Here is a 16,162-nt window from a genome sequence, read left to right as displayed (position 1 = left end):
AAGTCCACACGCGACCAAAGCTGCGCGGGTTACACGTAGCCGGGCCTGGACGGACTATTCCACCGGCGAGCGAAGTCCAGATCAAACGAGTTCTCCCACTGGTGCCGGTGCGATGACGGCGCGACTTCCTCACCGTGCTCTGCCGCGGCCGGCCACGCCGACCAACGATCCTCATCCCGAACGCTGGGCGATGCGGTCCGCCGCGTGGTGCAGGTTCTGCCCGCGGTAGAGGTCGATGGCCTCCTGCCAGCACTGCTTCGCCTGATCGGCCTGGCCGAGTTCGCGGTGCGTGTCGCCCAGCGCGGCAAAGGTTCCCGCCTGCCGATAGGTGTTGTCGAGGTCTCGCCACAACGCCAGCGCGCGCTCGTAGTGGTGCAGGGCCTGGCGGTGGTCGCCGGTGTTTCCCGTGATCGCGCCGAGGCTGTCCAACGTGTCGGCCTGGCCGTACGAGTCGTTGTGCCGCACGCACAACGCCAGCGCGGACTCGCAGAAGGCGCGGGCCCGGACGTGATGGCCGAGCCGGGTGTACGCGGCGCCCATCATGCTCAGGACGCGGATCTCCCACTGCGTGTTGCCGCTGCGCCGGTACAGGTTCCTCGCCTCGGTGAGGTGGGCCAGCACGCCGTGGTCGTCCTTCTTCCACGTCAGTGCCAGCGCCAGCACGACGTGCGCGCCCGCTTGGCCGACCGTGTCGCCGACCTGGCCGGACAGTGCGAGCGACCGTCTCAAGTGGAGCGACGCCTCCTCGTCCCTGCCCAGCGGCGCGTACACCAGGCCGAGTCGGCGGTGGGCGCGGGCCTGCACGGCGAGGTCGCCCAGTCGTTCCGCGGCGGCGAGTCCCACCTGCCAGGAGGCGATGTTGTCGTGCAGGTGCCCGCGGCGGTAGTGGAAGTTGTCCAGTGACCAGGCGAGTTGCCACACGACCGTGTCCCAGCCCGCGTCCTCGGCGGCGGTTCGTGCGGCCAGGACGCAGAGGTGGTTGGCGTCGAACCACGCCATGGCGGCCGCGCTGTCGGGCATCGGGTGTGGGACGCAGTCGGTCTTCTCCACGGCGATGGGCGGGTGTTGCCGGTCGAGCACTCTGCTGCCGTTGTGCGCGGTGTGCAGGTAGTAGTCGACGACTCGGCGTAGTGCTTTGTGCCGCAACGGTTCTGGCTCGTCCGTCACCGCGACGGCGTGGGCGTGCTGACGGACCAGGTCGTGGAAGCGGTACCGGCCGGGCGCGGGTTCCTGGAGCAGGTGGTCGTCGACGAGGCTTTCCAGTAGTCGTTCGGCTTCTGGGAGGTCGACGGCCGCGAGCGCCGCGGCGGCATAGGCGTCGAAGTCCGGTCCCGGGTGGATGCCGAGCAGCCGGAACAGGCGCCGCTGCGGTTCGTGGAGGTGCTGGTAGGACAGGGCGAACGCGGCGGCGACGCTGCGGTCCCCCGCCTCGAACTCGGTGAGCGGGGAGTGCCCCTGGCGCAACCGGTTCGCCAGATAGGCCACCGTCCACGCGGGACGGGCGCGCAGCCGTGCGGCGGCGATGCGGATCGCCAGCGGCAGGTGACCGCACAACGCGACGACCTCGTGCACCGAGCCTTCGGCGCGGCCACCCGCGACGCTGACGAACAGGGCGACGGCGTCCGCTTCCGGCAGCACGTCCAGCGACACGACCTGGGTGGCGTCGAGGTCGACCAGGCGGCGACGGCTCGTGATCAGCGTCAGGCTGCGGGACGTGCCGGGCAGCAGCGGGCGCACCTGTGCGGCGTCGGCGGCGTTGTCCAGCACGACGAGCACCGAACGGGTGGCCAGTTCGGCTCGCCACAACGCCGCCCGCGCGTCCGGGTCCTGCGGAATCCGGTCGGGTGGCACGCCCAGTGCGCGCAGGAGTGCGTCCAGCGCCGCCATCGCGGTTACGGGGCGATGACTGGACGCGTGGCCGTGCAGGTCGATGAACAGCCGGTCGCGGTAGTGCTCCGCGAACCGGTGTGCCGCGTGGACGACCAGTGTCGTCTTGCCGACACCGGCCATGCCGTCGATCGCCTGGATCACCACGGCCTGTCTGCCGGCGGCGCGGGCGGTCGCCAGCGTGGCGAGTTCGGCGTCGCGGCCCGCGAAGTCCGCGATGTCGCCGGGAAGGTCGTCCCTGGCCGGTTCGCTCGGTGCGAGGGCGGGCACGCCGAACAGCCGCGCGTCGTTGTCCAGCACCTGCTGGTGGATCTCGGACAGCCGTGGCGAGGGGTCGAGACCGAACCGCTCGATGAGCGCGGTGCGGGCCCGCAGGTACGCGTCGAGCGCCTCGGCCTGCCTGCCCGCCCGGTACAACGCGGTCATCAGCTGCCCCCACAGGCGTTCCCGGCCGGGGTGCTGGCCGGTCAGCGCCGTGAGCTCCTCGACCAGCGTCACCCCCGCGCCGGTCGCGAGGTCGGCGTCGACGCGGTCCTCGACGGCGCCGAGGCGCAGGCCTTCCAGCCGTGCGGCCTCGGCGCGCAACACCGGCGTCACGGTGAACTCGCCGTACGCCTCACCCCGCCACAACCTCAACGCGAGCGACAGCTGTTCGGCGGCGTCCGCGGGCCTGCCCGCGGCCAGGGCGTCCCGGCCGGTCTCGACGAGCCGTTCGAACCGGCGGGCGTCGACGACGTGCGGTTCGAGCCGCAGCACGTATCCCGCCGGGTGCGTGACGATCAGCCGGTCGACGGCGAGCGCGCGGCGCAACCGCGAGACGTAGCTGCGCACGGTGCGGTGCGCGTCCGGCGGGGATTCCGGTCCCCACAACGCTTCCACCATCGTGCCGACGGTCGTCACCCTGCCCGCGTTCGCCGTCAGCAACGCGAGCAGCGTCCGGATCCGCGGACCACCCAGGTCGAGCACCTCGTCGTGCACGCGCACCTCGAACGGCCCCAGCACCTGGAACTGCGGCTGCAGTGCGACGGAGTCCGCTCCCACGCAAGTCAAGGAGGTGGTCGCGGCGGCCGGGATACCGTCGTGTCCGAGGCAGACCAGCCGCATCCGTCGTGATGGGACAACACCGCCCATCACCGCGAAATCGGTCAGGCGCGCGCCAAACGGCCATATCCGCCGTCGTAGTGCACCAGTGGCAGCCGGCCGGGCGATCCGCGTTCGACGTCCACCACCAGGCCGACGACGAGAGCGCTGCGGCCCACCCGGACCCGTTCCACCGGCGCGATCCGCCAGCGCGAGAGAACCCCGTGCAGCGCGGGCAGCCCCGCGCTGTCGCGGTACCAGCGCGTCTCCTGGCCGAACTTGTCCGCTCCCGGCCTGCTGAACGCGCGGGCGACGTCCTCCTGGTCGTCCGCCAGCAGGTTCACCGAGACGTGCTCGGCGGTCTCGATGACCGCCCACGACGCCGACCGCGTGCTGATCGCGAACGACAGCACGGGCGGGTCGATGGACACGGGCGCGAGCGACGTGGCGCAGAACCCCACCGGCGTGGCCAGCCCGGCGGTGACGACGGCGACTCCTTTGGCGTGCTGGTGCAGCGCCACGGAAAGCCCTTCCGGGACCGTGGTGGTCACGCCACACGCTCCGCGATCTGCACCGCGTGAGGCGAGGTCTCCTCGCCGTACGCCGCGAGGTGCGCCTCCCAGTCCGCACGGGCTCCGGCGTCGTCGCCGACGGCCAGCCGGCTCACGCCCCGGAAGTACAGCACGTCCGGATCGTCGGCCCCTGCGGCCAGCGCCGCGTCGAGGTCCCGGACGGCCTGGCGGTGGTTTCCCAGTTCCTGCAAGGCGATCGCGCGGTTCACGCGGAGCATGCCGTCGTCGGCGAGGCGGATCGCCTCGGTGAGGTCCTCGACCGCCTGGCGCGGCCGCCCCGTCGTGAACGCCAGGACCGCGCGGTTCGCCCACGCCGCCACCAGCGCCGGGTCCGCGGCCAGTGCGGCGCTGTAGTCCGCCCAGGCCGCGTCGTGCTCGCCGACGTCGGCGAGCAGGCTGCCGCGCGCCGAGAGCAGCCGCGCGTTGTGCGGATCCAGTGTCAGGCCGTGGTCGACGTCGGCGGACGCCCGTGCCATGTCCCCGTTCGACAGCAAGAGATCTGCCCGGTTGACGAGCGAGTCGACGTGGTCCGGTTCGAGCTCCAGCGCGTAGTCCAGGTCCCGCAACGCGCCCTCGTCGTCACCGAGTTCGCGCAGCAGGTCCGCGCGGTTGTAGTGCGCCTCGTGGAACGGCGGGCTCAGCCGGATCGCCGCGGCGTAGTCCTCCAGCGCCTCCGCGGCACGGCCCGCCGCACGCCGGACGGTGGCCCGGTCGAAGTAGTACTCGCCGTAGTTCGGATCCCGCCCGATCACGTCGTCGTAGTCGAGCAGCGCTGCGGCGTGCTCGCCCATCGCCGCCAGCACCTGGGCCCGGTTGTGCGTGAGCACCGAGCGGTGCAGCAACTGCTCCTCGTGCCCGAGGTGCGAGTCGGTCATCCCGATCGCCTCGTTCACCAGGTCCAGCGCGGCCTTGAGGTCACCCCGGTGCAGTTCGACCAACGCCTTGCCGTTGCGCATGAACGCTCCGTTGAAGGTGCGCCGTTCGGGCTTCGGGTAGTTGTCGGCGAGGACGATCGAGATGTTGGACCACTCCAGCGCGAGGTCGTGGTCCAGGGTGTCCTTCGGCAGGTAGCGGGTGTGCAGCATCGCGGTCATGTAGCTGGACCGCATGTGCATCTCGGCGTCGGTGGTGTGCCGCAGTTCCCCGAGATACCGCGCGGCCTCCTCCCCCGGTCCGAGATAGGACAGGCACGCCGCGACCTTGGTGGTGAGGTTCCAGTACAGGTTGGGCTGCTTCTCGGCCGAGACCAGCTCCCGTCCGCGCAGCGCCAGGTCCATCGAGGCGTGGTAGTACCCCAGTTCCAGGCAGCGGGTCGTGGCCTTCAGCAGTGCCTCGCCGCCCGCGACGGCCGGGTCCGTCCCGCGCTCCAGGTGGAACGGGAGAGCACCCAGCTCGAAGCTCGGTTCTCCCCATGCCACAAGCACTTCCGCCCGTTCGGTGTGCCGGCGGGCGCGCTCGTCCGGCGCCAGCTCGTCGTACGCGCGGAGGGCGGCCTCGTCGTCGAGGACGCCGTCCGAGTCGATGTACAGCTGCGCCAGGTCGTCTCCCAGGACGGGTGTGCGGGCGCGGCGGGCGCCGGTTCGGGCGTACTTGGCCAAGGCGTCGGCGAGCGCCGTGTCGTCACCGGGATCGTCGAGCTCGACGACGACGGTCAGCTGCCGGGGATCGCAACGGCGCAAGAGGACCCGCAGCAGTTCGCGGTCGGTGTCGTCGGCGTGCGCGACGTCGGTGAACGCGACGACCACGCCTTCCGGGTGCAGCACTCGCGCCCAGTCCATCAGCAGTTCCGCGACGCCGTGCACCAGGCGTTCGGTGCGGCCGGCGGAGTAGAACCGGGTGCGTTCCCTCGGTTCGGCCGCCTCGGTGAGCGTCTTCTCCGGCAACGGCAGCACGGCGGCGAGCTCCGGTGCGATCGCCACGACGTTCGTGGTGCGCGGGAGCACCAGATCAGCGTTGTGCGCCAACAGCTCCGGCACGATCTGCCGCAGCAGCGCGCCCGCCCCGGTGTACGGCCCCCGCGATCGGCGGTGGCACATCGTCTCGACGTGCGGCGCGGGCGCCGGGGGCAGCGTGTCCGAGGTGACCGCCCAGCTGTGCCAGGCCTGCGGTGAAGTCATGCGAGCGCTCCTTGCTCGACTCTGGTGCGGTTCCGGGCGCGCCGGTCCCGCACGGTGACGTAGATCAGCAGACCCAGCTGTGCGACGGCCATGCTGAGGAAGACCAACGTGTCGATCACTTCCGAGGTCGGCGTGTCCGGCGCGGTGACCCGTTCGAACACCGTCGACCAGAACCGCCACACCGTCGGGATTCCGGCCCAGGCGAGGCTGCCCAGCGAGAACCCGTACCCGAGCACCAGCAGCGGCGCGTACCAGCGGGCCACCACGAGGTCCCGGTCCGTCCACTCGGCGTCCGGCACGGGGGCGGGCCGCCGCAACCACCGCCGCACCCGCGAGCGGATGAGGAACCGGGTGGCGTTCTGGAGGTCCGCGCAGCGCAACGCCGTCGCGATCACGTGGTACAGATCGGTTTCCAGGTAGAACATGAACTGCCACACCAGGCGCAGCAACGTGCTGAACGAGATCGCGAGCAGCATCCCCGGCAGCCACGCGGGCACGGCCTCACCCATCAGCCAACCGGCCGTCAACGTCAGCACGGACACCAGAATCGCGTCCAGCAGCATCCCCGCCAGGAACGGCAGATAGCGCTGCCGGCGCGGCACGCTCAGCAAGGCGTCCAGCCGGGTCTCCGCGACCAGGTAGTACAGGCGGCGCCCGATGCCCAGCGTCGACGGCAGCCCGAGCCGGCGTCCCGCCAGCACGTGGAACCACTCGTGCAGCAGCACCAGCGGAATCTGCGTGAAGGTCAGCACGATCGGGATCAGCGAAATGTGGTCGGTGAAGAAGAAGACCTCGTAGGACGGCCGCAGCGACGGGACGCGGAACATCGCCACGACCGCGCCCACCATCAGCGCGACGTACAGGCACCAGGCCGGCCACGAGAACGCCCACCGTCCCGCGCGTTGCCACCGCACCGGTTTCGCGACCGGTGCCTCCGCGTCCTCGGCCACCAGGAAGCCCAGTTCGTCGAGCACCTCGAAGAAGTCGTCGAAGTCGAGCGGCGTGCCGCACTCGCGTTCGTACCAGGCGGCGACCTCGTCGACCGGCTTCCCGGCCCCCAGCAGCCGCAGCGTCTCCGCTCCCTCTTCCGGGAACATCGCGTACGAACCGGTGTCCGGGCGGCCGACCATGACACCGTCGCGTTCCGCCACCATCGTGAGCCGGTGCAGGCGAACGGACATGCGGCACACCTTTCTGACGAAGAAGTGGATAGGGCCGGGGCTGGACGCGCCATCCGCAGGCCAGCCCCGGCCCATGTCACGGGATCAGCTGGCCGAGCACGGGCAGTAGTAGCTCGGGCTGGTCAGGCGGATCGTCCCGGCCTTGCGAATCGACATCTTCTGCATGGTTCCTCCTCTGGTTCGGACAACACCGAGGACGGTGCCAGGGGCCGTCGACAGTCGGTCGACAGTCCGCCGACGATCGGCCGACGAGGCCGCGCCGAACTGATCTGTGAGGGCATGTCGACCTGGCGGGCGCGGCTCCGACGTCTCGGGTGAGGATGGGTCGTCCGGACGCGTCCACGACATCGCACCAGGAGCCGATGGTGAAGTACGTGATCATGATTCACTCGAACCCGCAGCCGTGGGGACACCCGACCCCGGAGTACCTGCCCGACTACCAGGACATGCCGCGGGAGCAACGGGATCGGATCAATTCCGAGTTCGAGCAGATGCTCGGCGAGTTGCACGAGAGCGGCGAACTGATCACGGGTGAGGCGCTGGGAGCGCCCGAGTCGTCCCGGCTCTACCGGTGGGACGACGGGAAGCCGCTGGTCACCGATGGCCCCTACTCGGAGGCCAAGGAGCACCTGGCCGGGTTCTTCCTGATCGACGTGGACAGCCAGGCCCGCGCGGAGGAGATCACCGCGCGCTTCGCCGGCCCCGGCGAGACCGTCGAGCTGCGGCCGGCCATGTGGCCCGGCGGTGACGACTGATGGACTCGCGGGTGGTGGAGGACGTGTGGCGGCGCGAGTCGTCCCACGTCCTCGCCGCCCTGCTGCGCAGATACGGCGACCTGGGTGACTGCGAGGACGCGGCGCAGGAGGCGGCCGAGGCGGCGGCATCGCAGTGGGAACGCGACGGTGTGCCCGACAATCCCCGCGGCTGGCTCATCCGGGTCGCCTCCCGGCGGATGATCGACCGGGTGCGCGCCGACAGCGCTCGGGCCGGGCGGGAACAGGCCGTGGCCGCCGCACGGCCTGGCGACGCCGACCTCGCACCGTCGGCTGACCACGGGCAGCACGGAGACGACACGTTGCAGCTGTTCCTCCTGTGCTGCCACCCCAGCCTGAGCCGTTCCTCGCAGGTCGCCCTGACCCTGCACGCCGTCGCCGGCCTGAGCACGGCCCAGATCGCCGCCGCCTACCTGGTGCCGGAGCGCACGATGACGCAGCGCCTGACCAGGGCGCGGTCCACGTTGCGGGCGGCGGGTGCGGTGTTCGGGCGGCCGGCCGAGGCGGACGTGCCCGCACGGATCGCCGCGGTGCTCGACGTCTGCCACCTCATGTTCACCGAAGGGCACACCCGTTCCACCGGGGACGCGCTGGTGGACTCGACCCTGGCGGAGGAGGCCATCCGCCTCACCCGGCATCTGCACGCGGCGATCCCCGACCACGACGAGGTCGCGGGCGCCCTGGCCCTGATGCTGCTCACCCACGCCCGCGCGACCGCCCGGACCTCCGGCGGCGACCTGGTGCCGCTGGCCGAACAGGACCGTTCGCGGTGGGACCAGGTGCGCATCGCGGAAGGAGTGCGCATCCTGGAGCGTGCTGCCCCGCGGGCACGTCGGCAGATTCCAGCTCCAGGCCGCGGTCGCCGCCGTGCACGCGGAGGCCGCCACCTGGGAGAGCACCGACTGGCGGCAGATCAGCCTGCTCTACGCCATGCTCACCAGGGTGGCGCCCAGCCCGATCGTGACGCTCAACCAGGCGGTCGCGGTCGGGATGGCGTTCGGCCCCGAGGACGGCCTGGCTCTCGTCGACCCGCTGCTCGACGACCCGGCGATGCGGCGGCACCACCGCACCCATGCCGTACGCGCCCACTTGCTGGAACTGGCCGGCGACCCGGCGGGAGCGCTCGACAGCTACCGGCAGGCCGCCCGGCTCACCACGAGCCTGCCCGAGCAGCGTTATCTCAACATCCGGATCCGCCGCCTGGAGATGGCCTGATCCACTGGGACTTCTCGATCTTCCTGTCCGCCGGCTTCGAGATCTCCGTGTGCAACATCGACGTCTGCACGACGCTGACCAGCGAACGAGAACGGCACCCGGACGCCGTGGAGCAGTGGTGGGGCGAGGCGTTGGCGCGGGAGCTCCTGAGAACGCCGCAACTTTTTCTGTTATCGCCGGGTGCGGGGGGCATCTCCTGGTCAGAAGCCCCCTGCACCCGAAAGGACCTTCAATGCCCCACGTCCTCACCTCACGACTGCGGCGGCGCGTGTGGATCGCCGCTCTCGCCGTGGCGGGCGTCGCGGCGTCCGCGGTCACCGCGAACGCGATGTTCTTCACCCCGCCCGCGCCGCCGAAGGCGAGTCCGACCTCCACGGCCACGACCGTGACCACACCACCTCAGGCCGCGGGCACCACGACGCAGGCCGGCACGCCCACGCAGACGGCCGAAACGACGAAGGCCGCCGTGGTCGCTCCGGTGAAGCCGCAGGAACCGATCCCGCCGAACGCGGTGCGCGTCGCGGAGTTCGTCGCCGAGTGCCCGTTCACGCACCGGCTGCCGGACGACCCGATCGTCCTGCCGAACCTGCCCGGCGCGTCGCACATGCACAGCTTCTTCGGCAACGACTCCACCAACGCCCGTTCGGACGTCACGAGCCTGGGCAAGGCCGCCAGCACGTGCAATCCGAAGGTCGACCTCTCGTCGTACTGGGTGCCGACGCTGCTGGTCGACGGCCAGCCCGTCGAGCCGACCGGCACGACGTTCTACTACCTCGGTGAAGGTGTGCGCGACGACGTGACCGCGCGCATCCAGCCGTTGCCGCACGGACTGCGCATCGTCGCGGGCAACGCCAAGGCCACCGCGCCGGACAACACCACGATGTCGCGCTGGTCGTGTCTGCACGCCGGGCACGTCGGCGCGTCCAAGGACTTCGTGAACTGCCCGGCCGGCACCATGATCGAGTCCTATTTGGACTTCCCGCAGTGCTGGAACGGCAAGGACCTCGACTCCGCGGACCACAAGAGCCACATGTCCTACCCCGTCGCCGGCGACTGCCCGGCCACGCACCCGGTGCCCGTGCCGAAGCTGCGCCAGGTGCTGCGGTACCCGGTGAGCGGCGACCCCGCGCGGTTCAAGCTGTCGTCCGGTCCGGGATTCACGATGCACGGCGACTTCTTCAACGTCTGGCCGGAAGCCGAGATGGCGCAGCGAGTGCGCGACTGCATCAACCGGATCGTCAAGTGCGGACCGGACGGCCGCCCCTAGTGCGGGTCCTCCTCATCGCGGCGCTCCTGCTGGCGGCGGGCTGTGGCACCCCACCGCCCGCCGCGCCGGCCGACCTCAGTGCCACCGATCTTGCGTTCGTGGATCTGGTGATCCCGCAGAACGAGTCCGCGCTCGCCGCACTCGCATTGGCGGCGAACCGGCCCGGCTCCGCGCTGCGCCCGGTGGCCGCTCGGGTGCAGGACCGCTACCGGGACGAACTGGCGCAGGTCCGGGAGTTGCTGGCGCGGACCGGCAGGCAGGAGAGCGACCAGCACGACGGCCACGACATGCCCGGCATGATCACGGCCGCCGAACTGACCGCCGTCGGGTTCGCCGAGGGAGCCGCCTTCGACCAGCAGTTGACGGCGTTGCTGCGCACGCAGTTCGAGGAGGCGCGCACCGTGGCCCGCGCGGAGTTGTCGTCGGGCACGAGCAAGCCGGTGCTGGAGCTGGGTGCCCGCATCGACAGCACGCGAGCGGAGTTCCTGACGCTTCTGGGAGACGCCCCGAAGTCCCCGTGACCTGTGGTTTGATCTGCTGAACGCCTCGGCCGTGAACCCGGTCGGGGCGTTCTGCCGATAACAGGGCGAAGACCCTTCGCCCGAAAGGCCACCATGACAGCAACCGACGCGGAGCTCATCGAGGCGTCGCTGCGCGTGACGGAGAAGTTCGCGGTCATCTTCGACCGGCACGCACCGCACATCCAGCGCTACCTCGCCCGGCGCCTCGGTCAGCAGGCCGCGGACGACCTGCTCGCCGAGACGTTCCTCGTGGCGTTCTCGAAACGGGGGCGCTACGACCCCTCCCGCCCGGACGCCCGGCCGTGGTTGTACGGCATCGCCACCAACCTGGTCGGCCAGCACCGGCGGGAGGAGGTGCGCCGGTACCGGATGCCCTCGGCCGTTCCCGACGTGGACGACCACGCCGACCGGGTGGCCGCGGACGTCACCGCGCAGGCCATGCGGTCGATGCTGACCGGCGCGCTGGGGGCGTTGTCCGCCGAGGACAGGGACGTGCTGCTGCTGGTCGCGTGGGAGCAGCTCAGCTATCTCGAGATCGCCGAGGCGCTGGCGATCCCGGTGGGAACGGTGCGGTCCCGGCTGAACCGCGCCCGCCGCAAGGTCCGGGAGGCGTTGGGAACCGACAACCACACCGAGGTCGAGGAGCTGCTCAACAATGGATGACCTTCAGCTCGTCCGGGAACTGGACGAGACCCCGCTCAAGTCCGCAGACCAGCTCTCAGCCGCCCGCGCCCAGTTCGTGGCGGGCATGAAACCGCCCAGGCGCGGTCGTGCCGGGGTCATCGCCATCGCCACGCTCTCCGTGGCGGCAGCGGCCGCCGGTGTGGCGCTGGTGCTGCCGTCCGGCTCCCCGGACCCGGCCCACCACGACACCGCGGCCCCGGCGGTGGAGTCCGCCGTGCAACTGCTGAACCACGCCGCCGCGGCGGCCCGTTCGAAGCCCGATGTGGTGCCACGGCCCGACCAGTTCTACTACGTGCGCACCGGCGAACGGGAAGACTGGTTCTCCGTCGACGGCACACGTGACGGCCAGATGATCCTCTCCGGGAACGCGCCGCCGATCCCCGTGCCCGGCTGCGTCGACGGCCGCAGGAAGGTGCTCGACAAGTACGACCAGCCGACGGGCGGCACCGAGGAGTGCACGCCGGACCGCTCGTACCGGGACGACCTGCCCACCACGGCCGACGAGATGCTGAAGGTCCTGCAGGGCGACGACAAGGACCGGCCGGTCAACTCGTACGGCAAGGACGTGCTGTCCCTGGTCTTCGACTCGTACCTGCCGGGCCCGCAGCGCGCCGCGTTGTTCGAGGCGGCGACCCGCGTGCCGGGGCTGACGGTCGTGCAGAACGTCTCGTCCGGACGGCCGGGGATCGGGATCAGCTGGCCAGTGCCGGAGGGGTCGCTGCCGTCGGCCCAGCCGGTGGTGATGGTGTTCGACAAGGACACCTACGAGTACCTCGGCACGAAGAACAGGCCGCAGGACGCGGCCGGGTTCGTCGACCAGGTGGGCGACCGCATTTAGGTCACGTCGTTCAACGCCGCGACGGTGTGCTCCACGATCCGGTCCTGTGCCTCGGCACGGGACCGGGTCGGCACACCGTCGCCTGGCTGGTCGCCGTAGTCGCCGAAATACGCGTGGACGGCACCGGAGACGACCTCGAAGCGGGTGCCCGCAGGCAACAGCTTCCGTGACTCGGCGACGTCCTGCGGTGTGGTGAAGCCATCGCGTTCACCCGAGATGGACCAGGCGGTGAGGCCGTCGCGGGTGGAGAGGTCGTCGACCGGATAGGACGCCCACAACACCAGCCCGCGCACTGATCCGTCGGCGAGTACGTCCCGTGCGGCCGCGACGCCACCGAGTGAGTGGCCACCGACCGCCCACACCGGCACGTCGGGATGACTCCGCCGCACTTCCGCGGTGTCACCGCCGAGCAGGGCGATTCCCAGCGGCTCCTTCACCACCACGACGAGAAACCCTTCTGCCGCAACGCGCCGCAGGAGCGGGAAGTACGCGCGGTGGTCGACCCTCGCGCCGGGGTGGAAGACCAGCCCGGCGCGCACAGGACCGTCAGGGCGCAGCACGGCCGTGGTGGCGGTGTTCTCCGCCGTGACGACCGTCGTCGCGCCGAACGGCTGCAAGTACACCGTGGGAGCGATGAGCAGCACGGCGAGCACGGCAACGAGCCACGCCGGACCGCGCCGCCACAGGGCCATCGAGATCCCGGCCGCCTCCACCACGGCGAGCAACACGGGATGGGCCGGATGTCCGCTGGTCAAGGGGCCCCAGCCGAGGAGAAGCAGCACCGGCGGAACAGCGATGCAGGCGGCCACGGCACAGCGTCGCACCCATGCTCGGATCATCGGAGGGACGATACTGAACGCGTCCTCAGTGCCCTCGCGGACCCGCAGACGCGTCGCGAGGTGGCCGCGCTCGCCGCCGAGTTCGACGTCACCACACCGACCATGTCCGACGCCGTGGCCGCGTTGGAGCGCAAGGAACTCGTGACGCGCTCACCCGGCGCGGACGGCCGCCGCCGGTCGTTGACGCTGACCGACGCCGGCCAGGAGGTGGCGCGATGTCTGTCCTGTTGGGACGATCAACTGACGGACGCACTCGCCGGGATCGCGGAGGCCGACCGCGCGACCACGTTGCACACCCTCCTGCGGGTGATCGCGGACCTGCAACGCGCGGGCGTGGTCAGCGTGACGCGCATGTGCACGACGTGCCGCTTCTTCAACCGTGCGGGCCCGATGTCAGCAGTTGCCGGATTCGCCCGGCGTCCTCGGCTCGATGTTGCGCCTGGCACAGCTCAAGAGCTTGCCGCCACACCGCTTCAGCCCTGTCGTGGTGACCTAACGCGCGATGGGTGTGGCCGATGCGTTCCAGGGTCGCGACCTCGTGGTGGTCGTACCCGAGATCGCGGAGCAGGCCGAGTGCCAGTCCGTAGAGGTCGAGGGCCTCGGCGTGGTGGCCGGTCTGGTGGGCGATGTAGCCGAGACTGTCCACTGTGGTCGCTTCGAGTTCACGCTCGCGGTGCCGGCGAGCCATGACCAGGGCTGCCTCGCAGTGGACGCGTGCCTGCTCGTAGAGCCCCAGGCGGGCCTGGTGCCAGCCCACCTGGGTGTATCCCCACGCCTCCCAGACCGCCATGCCGAGGTCCTGGAACAGGCGCAGGGCCGGAGTCGCGTGCTCCAGCGCCCGGCGGTCGTCCCCCAGGTCCTCCCAGATGGAGGCCGTGAGGTGATGGGCGTGGGCCTGGCCGGGGACGTCGCCTGCCTGCTCACTGATCCGCAGCGCGTCGCCGAGGTGCCGCAGGGCTTCGGACTGGAGTCCCAGTCCGCTGCAGGCGTCCCCGAGGAGTCTTCTGGTCTGGGCCTGGGCGATCCTGTCGCCGGTGTGGTCCGCGGCGGCCACACCGGCCCGCCACACGGCGACGGCGTCGTGGTAGTCGCCCCGTCTTCGGAAGAACGTGTTCAAGGTCCAGCCCACGTGCCACACCTGGTCGTGCAGGCCTTGCCCGGCGGCGAGTTCCTGCACGGCCAGGATGTTGGCGAACTCGGTGGCCAGCCACTCGGTCGCCGCTGTCTCGTCCTCGAACCCGAGCGGGACGCACCCCGGTGCGGGCACCCCGATCGCGAGCGGTTCGCACAGCGGGTCCAGCACTCGCTCGGCGGCGAACGCGGTGTGCACGTAGAAGTCGACCACTCGTCGCACCGCGGCGGGGTCGTGATGGGCGCGTTCACCCGCGTACAACCGGACGAGGTCGTGCATCCGGTAGCGGCCGGGAGCGTGCTGACCGACCAGGTTCGCCTGCTCCAGTTCACGCAGAGCGGTGCGGACACGGGCGACGGGCAACGCGGTGAGGCTCGCGGCGGCGGACAGGCCGATGTCCGTGCCGGGAGCGAGACCGAGAGCGGCGAACACGGTGGCCGCCTCGGCGGGCAGAGCGTTGTAGGAGCAGGAGAACACAGCGCGAAGGCTCACGAGATCCTCGCCGGCGTCCAGTGCGTCGAGCAGGTCGTTCTGCTCGCGCAGTTCGTCCGCCAGCACGGACAGCGGGAAGCCGGGGTGCGTGCGAGCACGCGCGGCCACGATGCTGATCGCCAGTGGCAGGCCTCCGCAGCAGGTCAGGAGTTCCGCTGTGACACCGGGTTCGTCGGCGAGCCGGTCCTCGCCGAGGTGCCTCGCCAGCAGCCGGCGTGCCTCGTCGTCGCCGAGCCGGTCCAGGTTCAGCGCACGCGCACCGTGCGCGGCGACGAGACCGTTGAGCTGACGGCGACTGGTGACCAGCACGACGCAGGCCGGGCTGCCGGGCAGCAGCGGTACCACCTGGGCGCTGTCGGCCGCGTTGTCCAGGAACACCAGCATCTTCCGGTCCGCGACCAGGCTGCGGTACAGCCCCGCCTGCGCGTCCACGTCGACGGGCACGGCGGAGGGGGCGACGCCGAGGGCGTCGAGGAAACCGCGAATCGCGGTCGCCGGGGACATCGGCTGCCCGCCGGGGTCGAAGCCGCGCAGGTTGACGTACAGCTGGCCGTCGGGAAACCGGTCGAGGTGCAGGTGCGCCCACTGCGCCGCCAGCCAGGTCTTGCCCATGCCACCGAGCCCGCCGACCGCCGAGATCACCACGGCGTCGTCCTCGCCGAGCGCGGCGTCGAGGTCGGCCAGTTCGCGGCTTCTGCCGCTGAACAGGCGCGGCCGGGCCGGAAGCTGTTGCGGCACAACGGTGGTGTGCGGCCTGGCGAACGCCGTCAGCGCGGGGTCGGTGGCGAGGATCCGCTCGTGCAACTGCCGCAGCGGCGGGCTGGGATCGGTGCCGAGCTCGTCGGCCAGCCGCCTGCGCACCTCCTGGTAGTGCTCGAGTGCGTCGGCGGGGCGACCGCAGTTGTACAGCGCCAGCATGAGCTGACCGGCCAGGCGTTCGTCCAACGGGTTGCCGGCCGCCCACGCCGACAGGTCGGGCAGCAGTGCCGCGTGCAGACCGAGGCGGAGCTGGATGTCGACGAGCTCGAGACGGACCGCGTGCCGGTGCTGGATCAGCGTGGCGCGCAGGGAGTCGAGCCAGGCTGTGTCCAGACCCGCGAACGGCTCTCCTGCCCACAACTTCAGCGCCTCCTCGAGCAGGGCGGCGGCCCTGCCGTCGTCACCGGCGGCACGACCGTCCTCGACGAGACGACGAAACCGGTGCAGGTCAACGCTTTCCGGGTCCACGGAGAGCTGGTAGCCGGTCGACCTGCGGGTGATCGTCACGCCTGCGGGCGTCAACGCGCCGCGCAACATGGTCACGCTGTGCTGCACGGCCGCACGCGGTTTGCGGGGAAGGGGCCGATCGCTCCAGACCCGGTCCACCAACTGGTCGACCGACACCACCTGGTTCGCCTCGACCAGAAGCACTGCCAGCACAGCACGAAGTTGCGCGTAGCCGATCGCGATCGGACTACCGTGAACCCGCGCCTCGACGTCACCGAGCAGGCGGAACCGCACAGTCATCCGGTGTGCCCTCCCCGAGCCCCCAGCACCATGTTCCATGCATACCGGGGAAACGGGG

The 16,162-nt window shown here is 71.0% G+C and carries 12 protein-coding genes and 1 pseudogene; 7 read left to right on the top strand and 6 right to left on the bottom strand.

Translation table 11 applies throughout. The annotated features are described in order from the left end of the window. Positions 1 to 171: 171 nt before the first annotated feature. The 4 genes from ACIRG5_RS09995 to ACIRG5_RS09980 form a co-directional block, all read right to left on the bottom strand. Positions 172 to 2,928: a BTAD domain-containing putative transcriptional regulator gene (locus ACIRG5_RS09995; RefSeq protein WP_402902793.1), complete on the bottom strand. Its 2,757-nt coding sequence runs from the start codon at positions 2,926 to 2,928 to the stop codon at positions 172 to 174. A gap of 104 nt (positions 2,929 to 3,032) precedes the next feature. Next, positions 3,033 to 3,518, bottom strand: coding sequence for a flavin reductase family protein (locus ACIRG5_RS09990; protein ID WP_402902790.1), 486 nt, complete (start codon positions 3,516 to 3,518; stop codon positions 3,033 to 3,035). Then, on the bottom strand, positions 3,515 to 5,656 hold the full coding sequence (locus ACIRG5_RS09985) for a tetratricopeptide repeat protein (RefSeq protein ID WP_402902788.1): 2,142 nt from the start codon (positions 5,654 to 5,656) through the stop codon (positions 3,515 to 3,517). Before ACIRG5_RS09985 ends, ACIRG5_RS09990 begins: the two co-directional genes overlap by 4 nt. After that, entirely contained in the window at positions 5,653 to 6,837 is a 1,185-nt protein-coding gene (locus ACIRG5_RS09980; protein ID WP_402902785.1) for a hypothetical protein, read from the bottom strand. The genes ACIRG5_RS09985 and ACIRG5_RS09980 overlap by 4 nt, the downstream gene beginning before the upstream one ends. A 380-nt stretch (positions 6,838 to 7,217) precedes the next feature. On the opposite strand from ACIRG5_RS09980, the gene ACIRG5_RS09975 reads away from it, so the two are divergent. From ACIRG5_RS09975 to ACIRG5_RS09945, 7 genes and pseudogenes are all read left to right on the top strand, one after another. Then, the gene (locus ACIRG5_RS09975) at positions 7,218 to 7,592 is read left to right on the top strand and encodes a YciI family protein (RefSeq protein WP_402903138.1); all 375 of its coding nucleotides are present in this window, start codon (positions 7,218 to 7,220) and stop codon (positions 7,590 to 7,592) included. Then, a pseudogene (locus tag ACIRG5_RS09970) lies at positions 7,592 to 8,371 on the top strand (RNA polymerase sigma factor); the annotation flags it as partial. The gene ACIRG5_RS09975 and the pseudogene ACIRG5_RS09970, both read left to right, overlap by 1 nt. Before the next feature lie 52 nt (positions 8,372 to 8,423). Continuing rightward, positions 8,424 to 8,825 (top strand): hypothetical protein, encoded by a 402-nt coding sequence (locus ACIRG5_RS09965; protein WP_402903143.1) that lies wholly within the window; start codon positions 8,424 to 8,426, stop codon positions 8,823 to 8,825. A 232-nt stretch (positions 8,826 to 9,057) separates the two neighbouring features. Beyond that, positions 9,058 to 10,092, top strand: a complete 1,035-nt coding sequence (locus ACIRG5_RS09960) for a DUF1996 domain-containing protein (protein WP_402902782.1) — start codon at positions 9,058 to 9,060, stop codon at positions 10,090 to 10,092. Beyond that, complete coding sequence (locus ACIRG5_RS09955) at positions 10,092 to 10,613, top strand: DUF305 domain-containing protein (protein WP_402902780.1); 522 nt, start codon at positions 10,092 to 10,094, stop codon at positions 10,611 to 10,613. Before ACIRG5_RS09960 ends, ACIRG5_RS09955 begins: the two co-directional genes overlap by 1 nt. Positions 10,614 to 10,706: 93 nt before the next feature. Continuing rightward, positions 10,707 to 11,276: an RNA polymerase sigma factor gene (locus ACIRG5_RS09950; RefSeq protein ID WP_402902777.1), complete on the top strand. Its 570-nt coding sequence runs from the start codon at positions 10,707 to 10,709 to the stop codon at positions 11,274 to 11,276. Further along, positions 11,269 to 12,135 (top strand): CU044_5270 family protein, encoded by an 867-nt coding sequence (locus tag ACIRG5_RS09945; RefSeq protein WP_402902774.1) that lies wholly within the window; start codon positions 11,269 to 11,271, stop codon positions 12,133 to 12,135. Before ACIRG5_RS09950 ends, ACIRG5_RS09945 begins: the two co-directional genes overlap by 8 nt. Here the strand turns inward: ACIRG5_RS09945 and ACIRG5_RS09940 are convergent. Both ACIRG5_RS09940 and ACIRG5_RS09935 read right to left on the bottom strand, forming a co-directional pair. Further along, positions 12,132 to 12,974, bottom strand: a complete 843-nt coding sequence (locus ACIRG5_RS09940) for an alpha/beta hydrolase (protein ID WP_402902771.1) — start codon at positions 12,972 to 12,974, stop codon at positions 12,132 to 12,134. The genes ACIRG5_RS09945 and ACIRG5_RS09940 overlap by 4 nt on opposite strands. A 373-nt stretch (positions 12,975 to 13,347) precedes the next feature. Further along, the gene (locus ACIRG5_RS09935; protein WP_402902768.1) at positions 13,348 to 16,104 is read right to left on the bottom strand and encodes an AfsR/SARP family transcriptional regulator; all 2,757 of its coding nucleotides are present in this window, start codon (positions 16,102 to 16,104) and stop codon (positions 13,348 to 13,350) included. Positions 16,105 to 16,162: the final 58 nt, after the last annotated feature.

It is taken from the genome of Lentzea sp. NPDC102401 (assembly GCF_044765805.1).
Taxonomy (GTDB): domain Bacteria; phylum Actinomycetota; class Actinomycetes; order Mycobacteriales; family Pseudonocardiaceae; genus Lentzea; species Lentzea sokolovensis.
This window is presented reverse-complemented; position numbering and strand designations above follow the sequence as displayed.

What these genes read in the sequence shown, in the direction of transcription:
- ACIRG5_RS09985 (WP_402902788.1), bottom strand. Translation starts at nt 5,656, where the DNA reads ATGACTTCACCGCAGGCCTGGCACAGCTGGGCGGTCACCTCGGACACG.
- ACIRG5_RS09980 (WP_402902785.1), bottom strand. Translation starts at nt 6,837, where the DNA reads ATGTCCGTTCGCCTGCACCGGCTCACGATGGTGGCGGAACGCGACGGT.
- ACIRG5_RS09975 (WP_402903138.1), top strand. Translation starts at nt 7,218, where the DNA reads ATGATTCACTCGAACCCGCAGCCGTGGGGACACCCGACCCCGGAGTAC.
- ACIRG5_RS09960 (WP_402902782.1), top strand. Translation starts at nt 9,058, where the DNA reads ATGCCCCACGTCCTCACCTCACGACTGCGGCGGCGCGTGTGGATCGCC.
- ACIRG5_RS09950 (WP_402902777.1), top strand. Translation starts at nt 10,707, where the DNA reads ATGACAGCAACCGACGCGGAGCTCATCGAGGCGTCGCTGCGCGTGACG.
- ACIRG5_RS09945 (WP_402902774.1), top strand. Translation starts at nt 11,269, where the DNA reads ATGGATGACCTTCAGCTCGTCCGGGAACTGGACGAGACCCCGCTCAAG.
- ACIRG5_RS09940 (WP_402902771.1), bottom strand. Translation starts at nt 12,974, where the DNA reads ATGATCCGAGCATGGGTGCGACGCTGTGCCGTGGCCGCCTGCATCGCT.
- ACIRG5_RS09935 (WP_402902768.1), bottom strand. Translation starts at nt 16,104, where the DNA reads ATGACTGTGCGGTTCCGCCTGCTCGGTGACGTCGAGGCGCGGGTTCAC.